The sequence below is a fragment of the Stieleria sp. JC731 genome (assembly GCF_020966635.1).
Taxonomy (GTDB): domain Bacteria; phylum Planctomycetota; class Planctomycetia; order Pirellulales; family Pirellulaceae; genus Stieleria.
Genome location: NZ_JAJKFQ010000026.1, coordinates 335,309 through 352,201, shown reverse-complemented (window position 1 = coordinate 352,201; position 16,893 = coordinate 335,309). Strand labels below are relative to the sequence as shown.

Below are 16,893 nucleotides of genomic sequence, written 5' to 3'. Positions count from 1 at the left end.
GTATCGTTCGGGTCAGTGTTTTGGGACTCGATCCTGATCCGGAATTGCAAACCCGGAATCACATTCACTGAGCAGCAACTGCCTCAGCCGCGTTTATCGATCACACCCTGGGCTCTGTCTTGCGAACGCTGACTTTTGTACGCCGTTAACTGACGTTGGGCCCGTCGTTGCGATTCATTGCGAGCTTGTCTTTTCCAGGCCGATGCTGCGGCGATACAGCTGCGAAACGTTCTGAGGCAGCGATAGCCTCCAGCTGGGCAGCCGCTTTTCCAGACGATTGGGCCAACAATTGCGCATTTTGCTGCAACGAGCCCGGCAAGTGCTAAACCGGTCTACGCACCGATTCGCCAGCGCGTCATAATGAAGGTGTTCCGAGAATATCCTTGAACGAGACCAGCGCCGATGCTTCGACTTCTAAAAAATGCCCCTCAGTTGGTCGTGCCGATTTCGGCCAGCGTTTTGACCACTAGCCTGCTGATTGCCAGTCTTTCGCCGATAACCGCTTCTGCGCAGGAAGTCGCCGACGACACTGCGGCTGCCGCAGCCGGCAGTGAATCAGCCAACTCTGCGGAAGGCGATTCCGAGAACGCAACCGAGGCAGCGACGCCGGATGCCGGGCAAGACGATCTGGACGAAGCTGCGATCCTGGGGATCGATGCAAAGCAACCGGCGGAACTCCGGCGCGTAGAACTGCTACTGCAGTCGGCCATGAAAAAAGGCCTCACGGGCGAGAATGCTTCTTTTGCGAAGAAGATGCTCGGTTCAGTATTGCTGAAGAAAGCTCAGCAGATGCTTGTTGCGATGCGTTCAGCTCAGCAGCGGACTCAAATCATTCAGCTTCGTGACGAAGCGCTACGAACACTGCAAGAGGCGCTCGAAAACGAACCGGAACTGGTCGACGCCCACCTGCTAATCGCTCAATTGAACTTGCTTCCCGGCGGTGACAAAAAAGCTGTGACCGAGTCGACAACTCGCGCGATCGAAATCTTGAAAGATCGTCCCGTCGAGCGTTCCGCTGCTTATGTCCTCAGGGCGCTCAATTGGGGTCCAGGCAACGAAGAAAAACGATTGGAAGATCTCAATTCCGCAATCAACGACGACCCCAAAAATTTGGAAGCGCTACAAGCACGTGCTGCATTGAAGCTGCAGGACGAAGACGTTGCGGGGGCGATTGAGGATATGGAACGCGTGATGGCGCAAGATCCGAACAATCGGCTTGTCGAACCGGTCGTCCAAAAGCTTGCAGAATTGAATCGCCTTGATGAAGCGCTGAAATTGCTGACCCAGGCTTTGGAAGCGAACCCTTCCGAAGCACTCTATCGCATGCGAGCCATCTTGTACCGCATGCAGTCGAAAGAAGACGAAGCACTTGCGGACCTAAACAAAGCCCTCGCGATTCAACCTCGCGATCCTATTTCGCTGCTACAACGCGCCGAAATCGCTATCGGTAACAAGAACCTACAGGGTGCGAAAGACGATCTTCGCGCAGCAGAGCGTATCGATCCGCGAGTCGCCTTGATCGAACAGGCAATCGCCGTTCGCTGCATGATCGCGATGGAAGAGGGACGTATGAGTGACGCGATCAATGAACTGAAGACATTGATCGAACGAAATCCCGAAAACACCGCATGGCAACTTCAACTTGCTGGCCTTTACATCCAAGACGATCGACCACGTCAGGCGGCCGACCTGATGACGGCGATCTTGGAACGCGATCCCGACAATATTGGTGCACTTCGTACACGTGCAGACGCCTATCTGAATACTGGAATGCATCAGAAGGCAATCGATGATTACGAAACCGCTATCGATATTTTGGGCGACAGCAAGGAATCACGTGAGCTGCCAGGGATCCTCAATAACTATGCGTGGGTCTTAGCAACCAGCCCTGAAGACAGCATCCGCAATGGTGCTAAAGCCGTTGAACTTGCGACCAAAGCCGTCGAACTGACCGACAGCTCCATGCCACACATCTTAAGTACTCTTGCGGCAGCTTACGCCGAGAATGGTGAATTTGAAAAAGCTATCGAGTGGAGTACAAAAGCTGTCGAAACCGGCAAGGAGCAAGATCACGAACAGGTTGATCAACTGCAAGAAGAACTCGATCAGTACAAGACCGGAAAGCCTTGGCGAGAGAAGCAAGAAGTCAAAGAAAACGCAACTCCGATCCTGTCTCCCGATGACTTGATCGACACCTAAGACTTCATCATGCCAATTGGCACAAACCTGCGTATGTAAAGGACGCCGGAGTCATCGAAGCGATTCGAACTCCGGCGTTTTTTTTATGCCTTCAAGAAGCGGTGGTTGCCAGTAGTCGAGCGAATTGGAACCTTGATGCGTCAAACCAGTGGAAAAGAGCGCTACCGCCAAGAAGTGACGGGCCACACTCGCAAACCAACGGGAAAGGAAGGCTATCGCTTCGGACAGATGAGCGACACTTGCAAACCAAGGAGAACCGAACGCTACCTTCACGGAGCGACGGACAACGTTGGATAACCATCGCTCTTCTAGCCGCTGCGTTGAATGTGCGCACAAAAAAAGCCTTGGAGATTCCAAGGCTTTTTGAGCGACGCGGACGGGACTCGAACCCGCAACCTCCGGATCGACAGTCCGGGGCTCTAACCAATTGAGCTACCGCGCCAAAGTATGAATCCGATTCCAGATTCAACTTTGTATTCAGTTGTGTTTCTTTCAGGCTACGCAGCAAACTGAGTCGCCTCGGGTGATCACACCCTGCGCTGCAAAGCTGCGCAATAAAAAAGCCCCGAGAGTTTGTTTGGGGCTTTAATCAGCCAGCGACGCGGACGGGACTCGAACCCGCAACCTCCGGATCGACAGTCCGGGGCTCTAACCAATTGAGCTACCGCGCCGAAGTGTGAGGTGGACAGATGCCGCTCTCAACTTCGTAGGTGCGGGATTATATCGCTGACGAATACCGCTGCAAGACCAAGCTTCGGCGTATTGTAAATGTTTCTTGAATGTTCCCCGACAGATTTTTTCGGCTGTGCGAGATTTGTCGATCACGTTCATTGGACACGAAGTGGGAAACCCCGGGAAAGACAGCATTTCGATTCGAGAGGTTCAATTTCAAACCTACATTTTGTCGCAAGAAATTCTTTCGCTGATGAACGCCATCGTCTCCAACCATTTGACCATCCAATGTCTGGCCTCCCTCTGCTGGTAGCATCTGTAAGTTCGCTGTTCCGGGACGTTAGCAACGAACTGACTTCCTACGCTAGCCAAATGAATACGACTCACTGGGGGATTGTTGCGGGATCCGCCGTCGCATTCGGTTTTTTGTGCCTGAAAGGCACGAATGTGAACCGATAACACGACTAGGTACGTACATAAAACATGCCTTTCAAACACGCTTGGTCAGTTGTGACTGATTAAAGTGCTTGGTGTGGTGTCGTTGCTCTGTTCCCAAAACTGTGTCCGCATCCCTTCGTATTCTTGCCAGTAGTCAGCAGGTGATCCGATGCCTCTGTTCGAAATCGAAACCAGTTCGCACATCATCATTACTTGGGCCGAAGACGAACAAGCGGCACGAGACGTGGTCTTTGACGCATATCCCAATGATGCGGTTGTTCGATTGACCAAACGCCCACGCGATACCTGGGTGATCAGCAAAGGTGCGCTGGGACTAACAAACACCACTCTCGATCCATGCTTGGTCGCGAGGGAATGCCTGAACCGTTCCGCGGGCGATAAGGTCAACGCTATCCGCTTGTATCGAATGGAAACCGGTAGCGACTTGGAACAGGCTCGAAAGGTAATTGAATCCAACATGGTGATGGGTTGGTAGTCGCCCACATTCACCAGATCTCTACATTCGCTGTCTGAAATTCACCGTCTTGAATTCACCGTCTTGAATTCACCGTCTTGAATTCACAGTCTTGAATTCACAGTCTGAAGGTGTGTTTCGATAAGCAGCTGTCAGGCTAAGACCACGCGAGATGGCGTAAAAGTATCTGACCTTCTAGTGCTTCGTCCCAACGCGATTTTAGGATTAGCCACGGTTCCAGTGCAATAACCGGGGCTAACGCGCGTCGGCTGATGACCTGAACCCGTATGTTCATATCGAACGAAGCACTAGCTTTCTGGACGGTAGACCAGACCGCCAACGTCTTGGGCATTCTTACCGGCCACGAACGCGGCAAACGCCGCGCTTTCTGCCACGGCTTCGCTGCTCAGGTATCGGTGCAGAAACGCACCGTGAAACGTGTCACCACAACCTGTTGTGTCGATAGCTTTTTCTGCATCCATAGCCGGTTGAAAATGACTGTGGCCGTCCTGGGTAACGAAGTAGCTTCCCCCAGCACCGCTGGTCACACCGACAAGACGGCACTTCAGTTCACATTGAAGACTTTCCGCTAGTTCAAGCCCGGTCATGTCCGCCGCGATTGAGCATCCGTTGGCTTCGGCATGACATTCAGCGAATTGTCTTGCCACGATCACAAGGTCCGCAGCCCGCATCAGTGGTATCACTTCATCGCGATAGCGAAAAGCACCACCATCGAACGAAACCAGTGTTCCAGTTTGCTTGGCCAGTTCGATCGCTTTGTTACACACCTGCAAGTGGCGACCATTTAGATGCAGAAGCTTGGCATTTGATACGTAGTCAGCTAAGTCTGAAGGCACCGAAAATTGATCGCTAGCGGTACCCGGTGAAAAAACGATGGTGCGTTCGGCGCTCTCAATCTCTGACCAAATCGAAGCGACAGATGACGTACCAGAATGCAGGATTTCCGTTCCATCAACATCAACGCCTTCGTCACGGAGACGCTGCAGGATCTGTTGTCCTGCAAAATCGTCTCCGAGATGATCAATCATCGCGGTTCGACTGCCTAACCTCGAGGCCATCGCGACGGCAACGGTTACTCCCCCACCGATACCTTCGACGACTCGCTGTGCTCTGACCACGGAACCGCGAGCAGGTAGCGATGCCACCAAACAGATTCGGTCCCAAACCGAAACGCCAATGCCAACAAGATCGAAACGTTTCTTTGGCAATCGATTCAAACTCAAGCTCGAGTGACAATTGGATGTGGACGCCCGGATTGAACGGACTCCGTCGCAGCTAGACACATTGCAACCGACCAGCATCCGTCTTCGGCTGTGCAGTGAAGTGGTTTTCCATCACGCACTGCGTCTGCAACACGAATGATTTGGTCTTCGAGTTCAAACAGTTCACCGGTGGGCTTTTCAATCGGAATGTCCGTGATCTGTTCGCCATCAAAAGCGCGTAAACGATATGACGGATGCCGTGTGCGATCCATGGCGCCGCTCCAAGATGCCCAAAGTGCGCCGCGGCTGCCGGTGATTTTTATCGTTTGGTGATGCTCAAAAGCGCTCAAGGTTTGCGAAACAACCGCGTACGCCTTACCGTCAAAATGCATGATTGCACTGAAGTTGTCTTGCAGTTCAGGACGACTCTCATCGCGACTGTTGGCCGTCGCATAGATGGTCGTTGGGTTACCAGCGGATTCCAGGTACCATCGCGCGAGATCGAAAAAATGAATCGGCTCTTCCAAGATCCAATTTCCGACACGATTGATATCGTATCGCCAGCCGTCTGATCCGAGTCGATAAGGATTCCTCGACAGTTCGACCAGGCAGTACTGGGGTTTGCCAATGAAACCTTCGTCAACCAGTTCCTTTGCCTTACCCCACATCGACGACAAACGAAGTTCGTGCCCCACACACAGCAGCTTATTCGCGGCTTGGGACGCTTCGATCATATCGTTGCACTCTTGCAGGTTAATGCCCATTGGCTTTTCAAGCAAACAGTGCTTGCCACTGCCTAGCACCGCAGTGGTGACATCGTGGTGAAGGTGACTCGGAACAACGACATCAACAACTTCGATGTCATCCCTCCCAATCAGTTGATGAAAATCGGTCGTTACAAATGCGTCTGGGTACGCCGACCTTGCTGCTTCAGCTGTCTTTTCACTTGCAGCCGCGATGCCAATCAATTCCGCATTGGGAGCTTTTGCAATTGCGTCGGCATGATGCTGTCCCCATGCGCCAAACCCAACCAAACCGTATCGAACCTTTTCCATCGCTTAAAAAATCGTTATGTGTAGTTGTCGCACAATTCGCGTTGCCGCTGATTGAATTGCTGTCTTCGGATTTGCAACGTTACCGCTAGAACGCTGCCCCAAACACCATTGGTCAGATTGTCGCGTTCACGTTATCGCAATGACGGTCAACGCTGTATTTCGTATCCATGGCGATACTCTCGCGAAAGAAGTGCATTTGCGACATCATCGCCGACAATCTGTTCTGCTTTTGGATCCCAGCGTAGTGACCTGCCGACGCGAATTGAAATGTTTGCAAGGTGGCAGGTCGTCAGTGTCCGATGATGAGACGCTATATCGGAAATCGGCTGTTTGCGTGAACGCAAGCAGTCGACAAAGTTCTGCATATGCGAACTGGCCGGTGTACTGCCATAAACATCTTCAATCGCGTTTGCCGGCAACGGGTTATCGGCAAGTTCATCGACAGGCTTACCTTCCAGAGTTCCGCGATTGACAAAGATCCGACCGCGGCTCCCCTCGAATGTGATACCGTTGCGTGACGAATCGATCAGCATCGTAATGTCGTTGTCGAAACCGCATTTTGCCGTGAATTTAACCGGCGTATTGTAGCTGTCTTTGCGCGTCGGCATCCCATCGGAGTACGGCTGGTTCAATTCGGCGCTGGTTTCAATCGTCGTTGGGCCACTGTGGTGCTGCCCGATCGCCCACTGTGCAATATCCACATGGTGCGCTCCCCAATCGCAAAGCTGGCCACCAGCGTATTCGAACCACCAACGGAAAGTTCGATGCGTACGTTGTGGGATGTATTCAGTCATTGGTGCCGGTCCGAGCCATCGTTCCCAATTCAGTGACGGCGGCGCGGCGGCCGATTCAAACGGGCCACCTTTCCAGCCTTCGTTTAGGCCGATCCGTATGTTGTCGATCTTGCCAAGTCGGCCGCCACGGACCATGGCGATCGCCTTCAAAAAACGTTGGTTGTATTCGGTCCGTTGTTGAGTCCCGACTTGAAATACTCTGCCGGTTTCGGCTGCGACATCACGCAGCCACTTCCCTTCTTCGATTGTTACCGCAACGGGCTTTTCACAATAAACATCTTTACCAGCTTTCATCGCCTCGATTGCGATCTTCGCGTGCCAGTGATCTGGCGTTCCTATCAAAACTGCTTCGATAGAAGGTTCATCCAAGACTCGCTTGTAGTCGTCAACGATTTTGGCCTTTCCACCACAAACATTTTCGTTTGCATATGAGGCAGCGACCGAGTCGACTTCGCATAGCATCGAAATGTCGCCCAGCTTCGCCGCAGCTAAGCCGATCGCAATGCCGCGTCCGCGCCGTTTCGTCTCCGGTTGGTAGCCAGCACCAATAAGGCCCAGGATCGGTCTATCGTTTTTCGCGGCGCCGAAAGCACCGCTGTTATAAGCAAGGGTTGATGCTGTCGCTGTCGCCGCACACCGTGCGATAAAGACACGTCGGTTTTGTGATTTGGACATCGCGGCTCTTGGGGAGAGAGTGTCACCGTTTTTAAATCTGCCGCCGTGACGACGACGAAGGCATAGTCTAACACTATCGGCACACACGGGGGTGCAGACTTTCGTTAAGCTGTTTGCGAGCCGGTTATCCGATAACTTGCCATCGAGAGTCGCAATCCCTGATCGATTGGCGAAGTATCGATTTACCGCCACGAATTGAGACAACGATGCGACGCATTGTGGTGACTTGTTCGTCGTCAATGAATTCTCCATCAACTTCGCCCCGTTCCCTCCTCCAATCCGCGATCCATCCATCGATGACTCCCCACCCATCCATCGTCCAAGTCGCAGTCGAAGGCCAACGCCAAGACGGCGGCAGTGTCTTTCCGTTTGCCTACGGGGCCGCGGATTCCAAGTTACAGTTACCTGAGTTCCTGGATTGGGTATCGCAAAACCGCGACGTGCTGCTGCAACAAGCGACCGAACATGGTGCGATCGCATTCCGCGGGTTTGCAACACCGGAAGTTGATGACTTTGATCAGGTAATCCAATCATTGGGTGTCGAGAACTTTCCGTACAAGAAATCTCTTTCCAATGCCGTTCGGATCAACCGCACTCCCCGCGTCTTTTCGGCAAATGAGGCGCCACCTGACGTAAAGATCTTCTTTCACCATGAGATGGCGCAAACGCCACTGTACCCGCGATACATTCTTTTCTTCTGTGAAATTGCACCGCAATCAGGTGGCGCCACGCCGTTGTGCCGAAGTGACGTCCTGTACGCCGAACTGCAAAAACGCTGCCCAGCATTTGCTCAAAAATGCGAAGACGTAGGGCTGCAATACACCAACGTGATGCCGGGGATCGACGACCCAAATTCAGGAATGGGACGCAGCTGGCAAAGTACGCTCGGCGTCGAAACAAAGGAACAGGCTGAAGCACGACTCGGTGAACTGGGGTATTCCTTTGACTGGCTGGAAGACGGATGCCTCAAGGCGACAACGCCACAGTTGCCAGCTGTCATGGAAGTTGGCCCTGGGCGAAAGACATTCTTCAATCAGTTGATTGCCGCTTACTGCGGCTGGAAAGACGAACGCAACGATCCGTCGGACGCAATACGCCACGGCGACGGTAGCAAACTTGATGGTGATGCTGTCGCAGTCGCGATCGAACTAGCTGAGCACTACGCTTACGATCATCAATGGCAGAAAGGTGACATCGTCCTGCTTGATAATACCGTTGCGATGCACGCTCGCCGTCCTTTCGAAGGGACCCGCAAAGTCGTCGCTTCGTTGGCCGAAATGCAAACGCAGTCATTCAGTCGTGCCGGAGTCTAGTCGCGATGCAAGAAACAGACTCAAGCAACGAAGACTTTAGTGACGCAGCATCTGGCAAGCCAATTTTGGACCACTCACAGGGCCCATGGTATCAAGGCGTCACCGGCTATCAGTGGTTGATCCTGGTCATTGCGTGTGCAGGATGGGTGTTTGACGTCTACGAGAGCCAGATCTTCAACATCACTCGCAACGACATGTTGAAAGAGATTCTGCAAGACGAATCACAGATCAAGCAATGGGGCGATAACTTTTTGGCAATCTTCCTCGTTGGTGGAACGATCGGAGGATTACTATTCGGGTCTTTAGCCGATAAGTTTGGGCGTCGTCCAATCATGATCGCAACGATCCTGATGTACTCGCTGTTCTCGGGACTGACATACTTTGCGAACGACATCTACGTCGTCGGAAGCCTTCGCCTGCTAGTCGCCATCGGTATCGGTGGTGAATGGGCCGTCGCCGCAAGTTTGGTCGCAGAGGTTTTTCCAAAGCGGGCTCGAGCCCATGCTACTGGAATCTTTCATGCGTCGAGCATCTTGGGAACGTTATTGGCAGGGCTATCCGGAATGCTCGTCGGATCACACTGGCGCTATGCTTATTTGATTGGTGTCTTGCCGGCTCTGTTAATCGTTGTCGTGCGCATTTATGTCAAAGAACCGGAGCGTTGGCAGGCGAGCCAATCCAGCGGTATGAACAAAAAGGCTGGCAGCTTTTCTGAATTGCTGCTGAACCCTCGATGGGGCAGCCTTGCACTACGTGGAATGCTATTGGCGGCAGTCGGGCTAGGAACATTCTGGTCCGTCACCGTCGCGGGACAGGATTTGGTCCGCGAAATGCTAATCCGCAATGGAGCCGATGCACAAATCGCGAGCGAGAAAAGTAAATTCGCTTATGCAATCGTACAAGCGATCGGCGGTGGTTTGGGGTTACTGTCGTTCGGCCCCCTGGCTGCCAGATTTGGTCGAAAGCCAACTTTTGTTTTCTTTCACATCTGCGGAATGTTAATCGTTCCAGTGATCTGCTTCGTTCCGCAGACCTACAACCAGATGCTTTTTCTATTGCCGGTTTTCGGTTTCCTGACCTTGGGAATGCACTCTGGGTATGCCATCTATTTTCCCGAACTCTTTCCGACGCACATTCGAGCCACAGGTGCCAGTTTTTGTTTCAATGGCGGTCGAATGTTGGCCGTGCCGGTCTTGCTGTTTTCGGGCTGGCTGAAAGCACGTGAAGGCATGCAATTGGAGTCCGCTGTGACATGGTTGTCGCTGATCTTCCTGATTGGGATCGCTGTCATGTTGACGCTGCCGGAAACAAAGAATCGTGATTTAGTCGAATCCACATGAGCGATCCAGCTACCTTGGTTGCTATCCTGGCGTTTGCGTTGATCGCAGGCTTCGTTCACAGTGCGGTTGGGTTCGGTTTCGGAATCGTCGCGGTAACACTGTTGCCATGGGCGATCGACGTCAAACAAGCCCAGATTGTCATCTCCACAGCAAGTGTTCCCGTGATGCTGGCGGCGGTTTGGAATTACCGCAACGGTGCAGAATTTCGGCATCTATTGCGAGCCCTTATCGGGGCGGCGATTGCATTGCCGATCGGTTTGTATGCGTTTGAAGTTGTCACGGCAGACTGGCTGGTTCGTGGCACCGGTGTTGCCATCTTGCTAATGGTCGGGCTGAACCTACGCAACCGCGCGAAAGCAAGAACTGGCATCAAATCTGGCGACGGTTCCGCGTTGATTGCCGGCGGAATAGGTGGATTTCTCGCCGGTGCCGTTTCTATCGCGGGGCCTCCCGTGGCGGCATTCGCGTTGTCGCAGCCTTGGGATCAACGGCAATTCAAAGCGTTCATGAACCAATTCTTATTTGTCGTTTCGGTCTACAAATTTGGCGGACTGTTGGTGCGGCAACTGGTTGACATGAACGCCCTAACGCAAGCCGCAGTGGTAGCCCCTGCAGCGATGATCGGCATTCAGTTGGGAGTGATTGCCAGTAAGCGTCTGACAACTTCGACGTTCCAGCACTTTGTCGCAGTAGCGTTGACGCTGGTCGCGTTCTACTATGTGATCGCCGGAGGTTAATCGAGAATTTCGATGCAGCTTTGCTTGGGGGCAAACGTGAAGTCTTCAGGATGCCGATCGGCAACTCAACATTGCACCAAACGTCGCAGATCGGATTCACCCAAACATGTCTGAATCGATCAATCCATTTCAAGCTCCGCCTCAGGTGGTCTCCGAATCGGGTTCCGTTGTTGCCGAGGAGGCTGTCGACCAGCTTGAACAAGGGATCTGGTTCGTGAGTGATTGGTCACGAGACGGGTTGGCTTCGCGCAATCAGCTCGATTCACGACAGAAGTACTTCGTCGGTTTGATGATCATCGCGTGCATCGCGGCCGCAATGGCGACTCTCTATTTACCGTCTCTGTTCGTCGTGGTGCTACCGGCTGCATTCGCGATCGCCGTCACTTGGATTGCCAATGTTGGAATCTTTGATGACAGACGGTTCTGGGGTCGGTATCCCGGATTTGCAACTCGCGTCGAAGGCCGCCTAACGCGACATTCTATTGCGGTTCGATCTGAAAACTGCGTTCTGACTGCGATGATGAACCAGTCGCAGGTCAAGATTCATCCGATCAACGGCATGATCAAAGTGCTGTTACCGTTCGCAACCGAATCAACGCGGCTGAGTCGCAGTGACATCCAGCGGCCACTCACCGAAGAGGAATTGCAGCAATCTGAAGTCCCCATAGAACTGATGAAGTCGTTGCTGGGGAACTCGCAAACAATCGAAGTTACAGGACAACTGTTTGATAACGATTTGCATGACCGGCAACGACAGCTCAAGCGGTGGACTGCGGTCGCGTTTTTCCAGTTGATCTGGGCGCTTCTAATCTTCAGCCAATTCATGCCCATCGGATTCGTCAATCCCAACGGCGCGTATTCTTGGCTAGCGTATCCGGCGACCTGGTTGGTCGTTTATGGAATCGGAGTCCTGCTGATTTTCGCCTGTTTTTACTCGATCCTGAATGCCGAACTGGGCGAATTTCACGTTCTGGTCACGAGCGACTTGGTAGTCATTTCACGTGCCAGCTACCAGAACTGCTACGGATACCGGAACCACGCTCTGCAGCATTTCGTCGTAAATGGCAAGGGGTTGGAATGCCGTCTGCGGAACGGAAATTTGCGGATGATGGTCCCGCGTCGCTGGTTCACGGCGGATCAGTTTGAACTGATTCAGCAGTGGTATCCGACAACATTCACGAAGCCAGATCGCGACTATATTGTTGGCCCGCTTGTATAGCGAGTCTCCGAATTGATCGCTGCGTTTCTTCCAATCAAGACCAGCCAGATGACGGTTTCGATTGATCACCATTATCTTTGATCGCGATCTCGGCCTGTGCCTTCGTCGGTTCAACGATGACCTGATTGCTTGGATCGTCGCCACGTCGAGTCAACTGCTGCTCTGGGCCGCGATCGGATGCTCGCCGATTCATCGGACTTTGATCACCCGCCCGTCGGTTTTGCGTTTGCACATGATCTGACCAGCGACGACGCCCGTGTGACTGCGCGGGGCCTGGTGCGACAAGGAACACCGTTCCCAAGCCAAAGATCAGCCCTGCCATCATGGCACCAAAGGTTGTGGTCACCGTCCCTGGCCCGATCGGATTTTCAGAAACCTGAGGAGGACCGAGTTCGGCGACAAGATTGGTCGCAAGTGCCGCCGAACGGTTTGCACGCGCGTCCGCTAGACGTTGTTCTGCGGCAGACAGCTGCTCGGTCCGCTGTTTCAATTCTGCATCGATTTCCGCGTAGGACGTTCGCGCGGTTGCCAGCATTTCTAACTTGCGCGACAAGTCGACAACCTTGGTGTTCAGCTTCTCGAGCTCTACCTTTTGCAGCTTTAATGACGGTTCCATCGCAGCGATCACCGACAACGTTTCTTGAACGATCCGCTCACGAATTTCGCGTTCGGTTGCCAATGCGGCGCGTCGCTTAGGGTTGAGCATCGTGTAGATGCCTGACAGTTGACTCGATTTAAGCTGTGCATCGATCAAGCCGTCTTTCAATCTCAAAAGCGAAGGCTGGCTTGTCAGCAAGTCTCCGCCACTGATCAGCAGACGTTGTGGATCGGTCGAACTAGCCACCAGAAGCTCGTACAACGCTTCCATCTTTTTCAGTTCAAGATCCGCGATCCTTTGTTGCTCTTTGGTGTTTTCCAGAATCCTGCGCAAGTTACTATCGCCACCATAGGTGTCGTTCAACTTCCGCAACTCGCCCAGATCGGCACCAAACTGGACTTCGATTTCATGCATCTGTTGCGCAACTCGGTCGAGATTGGCTTTCGCCAGGTCACGAGCATGGCTCAGTTCGATAATCACGCTGTCAGCGCGAACGCGACGAACATCACGAAGGTGTTTGGTTAGATTGTCAAACATGGCTCGGCAAAATCCGATCGCACGCTCCGGCGAATCGGCTTTCACGGCCAAGTAAACCACTTCGGTATTGCCAAATTCGGCACCCTGGGGAGCCAAAATATTGACGGACTTTTTGATGGCACCGTCGACATCAGAAATGGTTGGCCAGGTTGATTCGTCTGCACCTTCGGGAGGGCCGATTTGCCGGAGCGCTGCGGCGACCACTTCCCGGTTCTGCGCCATCTCCAGAATGGTTTCCTGTGCAGCTTTTAGTTCGGTTTGGCTGGCAAATCGGCCTAAACGGTCTACGGCACGCGTCGCCTCATCACGCACAACCAGCGGCTGTCGAGCAGCAAAGATGTCCTCAGACAAAAGCGCATAGACGCCGCCAAGGAAACCAAAAATCAAGACGGCTCCGATCCAGATCGGTGCGAAAAGCACCAAAACGTTGCGGATGTGCTTCCAAGGAATAGGCGGGGCAGACATGGTTTACCGGTAGCGGGTTTGCGATGCAGTCCCCAAAACCTAGGAGCGCATTTTCCGGCCACTAGCACCTGCCGCAATGACTGCGAGGCTCGTCCTCGCAGTCACGAAACAAATAATCCGATTGAATCAGTCGCAACGATTCCCGGTTGACTGTCTATACCGCCTTGGGAGGGGAATTCTTTCGGTAGAAATATCCGATCACCAAGGCGATCGCGTAGACCACCAACATCCCCATCACGGCTGGGAAGGCGACCGGGTCGTTAATCTTGTTATAGATCGCTGAGGACGCGGCCACGATCGCACCGGCAACAGAGACGATCATCAAGACATTCCAAATAATCATGCGACCGCCCGTTGGCTTTTCGTCGCCCAAGATCCGCTTGTTATTCATCATCAAAAAGAATGTGATGTAAGCGATCGGCAACAACATCATCCCGAAGTTACTGGCAAAAATCGCAAGCCAAAACTTTGTATCCGCGTCGGCCCAGAACTTCCACCACATCGCACCGCTGATTCCGGCGACCAAACAGCCGATCACGAACGGCGCTGTGCCGTCCGGACGGTTGAACATTTCGCGGAACGCAAAACCGTTGATCAGCATCAGAATCACAATCGTGGAAAAGCCCATCCCGAACACGCCAAGTCCGAAAACAAGGTTGGCCAACGATGCCCCCAGCAGAGGCTCAAGAGTTGTCGAGAGCTGAAAGGCATCACGCTTAACGAGTGACAAGGCAACTCGCTTTTCATCATTGGAAATCTCAGCGACCTGTTGCAACGCTTTGGTTTCGGGCAAAGCACTGACCGCAGGATAATCGATGATCGGTTCGATCTTTCCAAGACTGCTAATCACCGAAAGGCTACTCGGTGCATCTTCAGTGGCTTCGGTTGATGCGATCGCGTCGGACAAAGCTGTCGCCTCTGATTCGGATAGCGATTCTCCCAGAGCGGTTCTTGCATCATTTAACACTGACGCAATTTGGGATAGATCGGTGCCGTCTTCCTTGGCGTCGTAACCGACTCGTGCGATAAGCGAACCTTCGACACCGCCGTAGTAAGGGCTGGTTTGCATCGTCGCCAACTCGGAGCTGGCCAACTGGTCGTCAATCTTATTGTGTAGCGATGCCGCCGCTGCGATGACGACGCAGCTTGTCACCAGGACATAAGGGATTGCCATGCCGGTCGATAGATCGAACCGGGCCAGGCCACGGAATGGCTTGTCCCAGCCCCGTGCCAGCATGGAATAGGGCAGCAGGAACGTCATATTGATTCCGACCGCTGTCGCCGCAGCTGCGATCATGACCGTGCGCTGTTGATCGACAAGTTTGCCGGTCCAAAAGTCGGCTCCGGTGGAATCCAGCGACTCAACAACCGAACGCATTTGTCCGGCAGGATGTGACCACTGTGATAGATCGGGGATGAAGCCAGTAAAGATGGTCGCGAAATCCAATTGCCCCTTGATCGCCAGCATGATAACGACGCCAAAGAAGCAGATCACGACCATTCCGACCAGTGACTTCAACACAATGTCGAATGCCTTCGCTGCTTTGCCTTGCTTCGTATTAAGTAGAACAACGAAGCCGGCGGCCAGCAACAGAATGATCGAGAAAACGATTTTGGTGCTTTGCCCATCACCCAGGCCGCCACCACCACCAAGTGTGGCTAAGTTCTTATCGACGGCGTCATAACAAAGACTGAATTGCGGCATGCACCAGATGATGTTTGCCATTGCAGTTGCAATCACCCAGCCCCAGCCGAGCGCAGGGTTGATTTCACTATTGATGGCTTCGAACGGACGACGCCCCGTCGACAATGTGACGTAGCTGATCGCCGAAAGCATGACCACACCCATGATGATCGCGATCAGCTGAAGCCAAAGCATACTTGTACCGCCAAGCACACCGAGGAACAGTGCGCCGGCAAGTGATCCGCCGCCCAGTGTGATCGCTGCCTGCAGCCAACCAGGACCGGAAAGCTTGATGTAGGCCCCCAGAGGTTTCCCGGAAGCTTGCGCATCCAAAAGAATCTGTCGATTGGCTTGTACTTTTGCATCACCTGCGCCGGAATCGACTGGTGTGGCGTCGGATGACTGCGTCGAACGATCGGACATCGAAAAGAGAGACCTGGAGGGAGGAGGGGAGGGGCAAATTGCAGTGCCGAAATATAATCGATTGATCTGCAATTGTGTGGAAAGAAGCTGCGGAGGCCATGCGACGATTCGCTTTACGGAATGTCATGAATACTGCAAACGGCAAGCTTTCACGTCAGTTTTACGCCAATTCCTGGTGGTAGCCCAGATGGCTTGAAGATCGCCCTGCCAGAATCCGGTCCCGAGGAGACACGACTACCGGATCGCTTGTTCGACTGACTGCCGGATCAAGCGTGCCGGAACGACTTTTGAGAGTTTCGCGCCTGTCGAATCCGCCATCATACCGATGACGATTCCGACGACTTGGAATGTGTTTGCACCGTCATCAATCACCATTGCCGGTCCACCGCTGCACCCTTGCGCTATCGGCGGAGCGGTGTAGAGAATCGGCTCCTTCCCCCACTTATTTGAACTCTCGATCTCTTTTGAAGCGACGTAACTAACCACCACAAGTGGCGAAACCGGCGGCGTCGCTCCGAGAGCCAAGGGGAAACCAACAATCTCAAGACGTGTCGTCCGCCCCGGCGCGGTTAAGCTCAATTGATCGATGGAAATAGAGAGTTTCTTCAATTGATCGACATATGGAGAAGCTTTCTCGTTTGATGCGACTTTCGCGATCGCAAAGTCTGACACCTTGTCGTGGCTCCACGGATCCCCGTTCTCCGAAAGCAACAACGAGAGAAGCACCCATTGCGATTTACCATCGGCATCACGATAGATCAGCTTGCTCTTTCGATGAGTCTCTTCGGCTGCATGTCCCGCAGTGACAACGAATAGCTGGTCCGCTGCCTCAACCAAGATCGCGCTGCACAACTTGCTTGACGAACCGTCTTTTTCGTCGGGCGATCGAATGGCGACAACACGGTCCCAACGCTCAATCTCACTACCGACAGTTTGTTGTTCATCAGCGAAAGTTCGTTGAACGACAATCGCCAACAGCAACGGGATAACAAAAACTTGAAAACGACTCACGGTGAAACTCTTTGTGGATGACGATCAATAATGAT

At 53.1% G+C, this 16,893-nt stretch carries 13 protein-coding genes and 2 tRNA genes; 7 read left to right on the top strand and 8 right to left on the bottom strand.

Annotated elements, in window-relative coordinates:
• Positions 1-402 precede the first annotated feature (402 nt).
• The gene (locus LOC67_RS24070; protein ID WP_230265393.1) at positions 403-2,199 is read left to right on the top strand and encodes a tetratricopeptide repeat protein; all 1,797 of its coding nucleotides are present in this window, start codon (positions 403-405) and stop codon (positions 2,197-2,199) included.
• A 135-nt stretch (positions 2,200-2,334) separates the two neighbouring features.
• Entirely contained in the window at positions 2,335-2,496 is a 162-nt protein-coding gene (locus LOC67_RS24065; RefSeq protein ID WP_230265392.1) for a hypothetical protein, read from the top strand.
• Positions 2,497-2,567: 71 nt separating this feature from the next.
• On the opposite strand, the gene LOC67_RS24060 is transcribed toward LOC67_RS24065, so the two are convergent.
• Together LOC67_RS24060 and LOC67_RS24055 are read right to left on the bottom strand one after the other, a co-directional pair.
• A tRNA-Asp gene (locus tag LOC67_RS24060) sits at positions 2,568-2,641 on the bottom strand.
• Positions 2,642-2,796: 155 nt separating this feature from the next.
• Positions 2,797-2,870: transfer RNA gene (locus LOC67_RS24055), tRNA-Asp, on the bottom strand.
• A gap of 608 nt (positions 2,871-3,478) precedes the next feature.
• Here LOC67_RS24055 and LOC67_RS24050 point away from each other — a divergent pair.
• Positions 3,479-3,805: a DUF6793 family protein gene (locus LOC67_RS24050; protein WP_230265391.1), complete on the top strand. Its 327-nt coding sequence runs from the start codon at positions 3,479-3,481 to the stop codon at positions 3,803-3,805.
• A 287-nt stretch (positions 3,806-4,092) separates the two neighbouring features.
• Here the strand turns inward: LOC67_RS24050 and LOC67_RS24045 are convergent, their stop codons facing one another.
• The 3 genes from LOC67_RS24045 to LOC67_RS24035 all read right to left on the bottom strand — a co-directional run bounded on the left by LOC67_RS24045 (position 4,093) and on the right by LOC67_RS24035 (position 7,531).
• Positions 4,093-5,022, bottom strand: a complete 930-nt coding sequence (locus LOC67_RS24045) for a carbohydrate kinase family protein (protein WP_230265390.1) — start codon at positions 5,020-5,022, stop codon at positions 4,093-4,095.
• A gap of 2 nt (positions 5,023-5,024) precedes the next feature.
• Positions 5,025-6,062 carry a Gfo/Idh/MocA family protein gene (locus LOC67_RS24040; RefSeq protein ID WP_230265389.1) on the bottom strand — a complete coding sequence of 346 codons (1,038 nt, stop codon included), beginning with the start codon at positions 6,060-6,062 and terminating at the stop codon, positions 5,025-5,027.
• 146 nt (positions 6,063-6,208) lie between these two features.
• Positions 6,209-7,531, bottom strand: coding sequence for a Gfo/Idh/MocA family protein (locus LOC67_RS24035; RefSeq protein ID WP_230265388.1), 1,323 nt, complete (start codon positions 7,529-7,531; stop codon positions 6,209-6,211).
• 296 nt (positions 7,532-7,827) lie between these two features.
• On the opposite strand from LOC67_RS24035, the gene LOC67_RS24030 reads away from it, so the two are divergent.
• From LOC67_RS24030 to LOC67_RS24015, 4 genes are all read left to right on the top strand, one after another.
• Positions 7,828-8,844 carry a TauD/TfdA family dioxygenase gene (locus tag LOC67_RS24030; RefSeq protein WP_230265387.1) on the top strand — a complete coding sequence of 339 codons (1,017 nt, stop codon included), beginning with the start codon at positions 7,828-7,830 and terminating at the stop codon, positions 8,842-8,844.
• 5 nt (positions 8,845-8,849) lie between these two features.
• Positions 8,850-10,184 carry an MFS transporter gene (locus LOC67_RS24025; protein WP_230265386.1) on the top strand — a complete coding sequence of 445 codons (1,335 nt, stop codon included), beginning with the start codon at positions 8,850-8,852 and terminating at the stop codon, positions 10,182-10,184.
• Positions 10,181-10,921 carry a sulfite exporter TauE/SafE family protein gene (locus LOC67_RS24020; protein ID WP_230265385.1) on the top strand — a complete coding sequence of 247 codons (741 nt, stop codon included), beginning with the start codon at positions 10,181-10,183 and terminating at the stop codon, positions 10,919-10,921. Before LOC67_RS24025 ends, LOC67_RS24020 begins: the two co-directional genes overlap by 4 nt.
• A gap of 106 nt (positions 10,922-11,027) precedes the next feature.
• Positions 11,028-12,140: a hypothetical protein gene (locus tag LOC67_RS24015; RefSeq protein WP_230265384.1), complete on the top strand. Its 1,113-nt coding sequence runs from the start codon at positions 11,028-11,030 to the stop codon at positions 12,138-12,140.
• Between the two features lie 34 nt (positions 12,141-12,174).
• Here the strand turns inward: LOC67_RS24015 and LOC67_RS24010 are convergent, their stop codons facing one another.
• The 3 genes from LOC67_RS24010 to LOC67_RS24000 form a co-directional block, all read right to left on the bottom strand.
• Positions 12,175-13,740, bottom strand: coding sequence for a hypothetical protein (locus LOC67_RS24010; protein ID WP_230265383.1), 1,566 nt, complete (start codon positions 13,738-13,740; stop codon positions 12,175-12,177).
• Positions 13,741-13,894: 154 nt separating this feature from the next.
• Positions 13,895-15,847: a divalent metal cation transporter gene (locus LOC67_RS24005; protein ID WP_230265382.1), complete on the bottom strand. Its 1,953-nt coding sequence runs from the start codon at positions 15,845-15,847 to the stop codon at positions 13,895-13,897.
• A gap of 234 nt (positions 15,848-16,081) precedes the next feature.
• Complete coding sequence (locus LOC67_RS24000) at positions 16,082-16,858, bottom strand: trypsin-like serine protease (protein ID WP_230265381.1); 777 nt, start codon at positions 16,856-16,858, stop codon at positions 16,082-16,084.
• Positions 16,859-16,893: the final 35 nt, after the last annotated feature.

Excerpts from the sequence above, each read along its gene's own strand:
- LOC67_RS24070 (WP_230265393.1), top strand. The coding sequence starts at position 403 with ATGCTTCGACTTCTAAAAAATGCCCCTCAGTTGGTCGTGCCGATTTCG.
- LOC67_RS24065 (WP_230265392.1), top strand. The coding sequence starts at position 2,335 with ATGCGTCAAACCAGTGGAAAAGAGCGCTACCGCCAAGAAGTGACGGGC.
- LOC67_RS24050 (WP_230265391.1), top strand. The coding sequence starts at position 3,479 with ATGCCTCTGTTCGAAATCGAAACCAGTTCGCACATCATCATTACTTGG.
- LOC67_RS24040 (WP_230265389.1), bottom strand. The coding sequence starts at position 6,062 with ATGGAAAAGGTTCGATACGGTTTGGTTGGGTTTGGCGCATGGGGACAG.
- LOC67_RS24035 (WP_230265388.1), bottom strand. The coding sequence starts at position 7,531 with ATGTCCAAATCACAAAACCGACGTGTCTTTATCGCACGGTGTGCGGCG.
- LOC67_RS24030 (WP_230265387.1), top strand. The coding sequence starts at position 7,828 with ATGACTCCCCACCCATCCATCGTCCAAGTCGCAGTCGAAGGCCAACGC.
- LOC67_RS24025 (WP_230265386.1), top strand. The coding sequence starts at position 8,850 with ATGCAAGAAACAGACTCAAGCAACGAAGACTTTAGTGACGCAGCATCT.
- LOC67_RS24020 (WP_230265385.1), top strand. The coding sequence starts at position 10,181 with ATGAGCGATCCAGCTACCTTGGTTGCTATCCTGGCGTTTGCGTTGATC.
- LOC67_RS24015 (WP_230265384.1), top strand. The coding sequence starts at position 11,028 with ATGTCTGAATCGATCAATCCATTTCAAGCTCCGCCTCAGGTGGTCTCC.
- LOC67_RS24010 (WP_230265383.1), bottom strand. The coding sequence starts at position 13,740 with ATGTCTGCCCCGCCTATTCCTTGGAAGCACATCCGCAACGTTTTGGTG.
- LOC67_RS24005 (WP_230265382.1), bottom strand. The coding sequence starts at position 15,847 with ATGTCCGATCGTTCGACGCAGTCATCCGACGCCACACCAGTCGATTCC.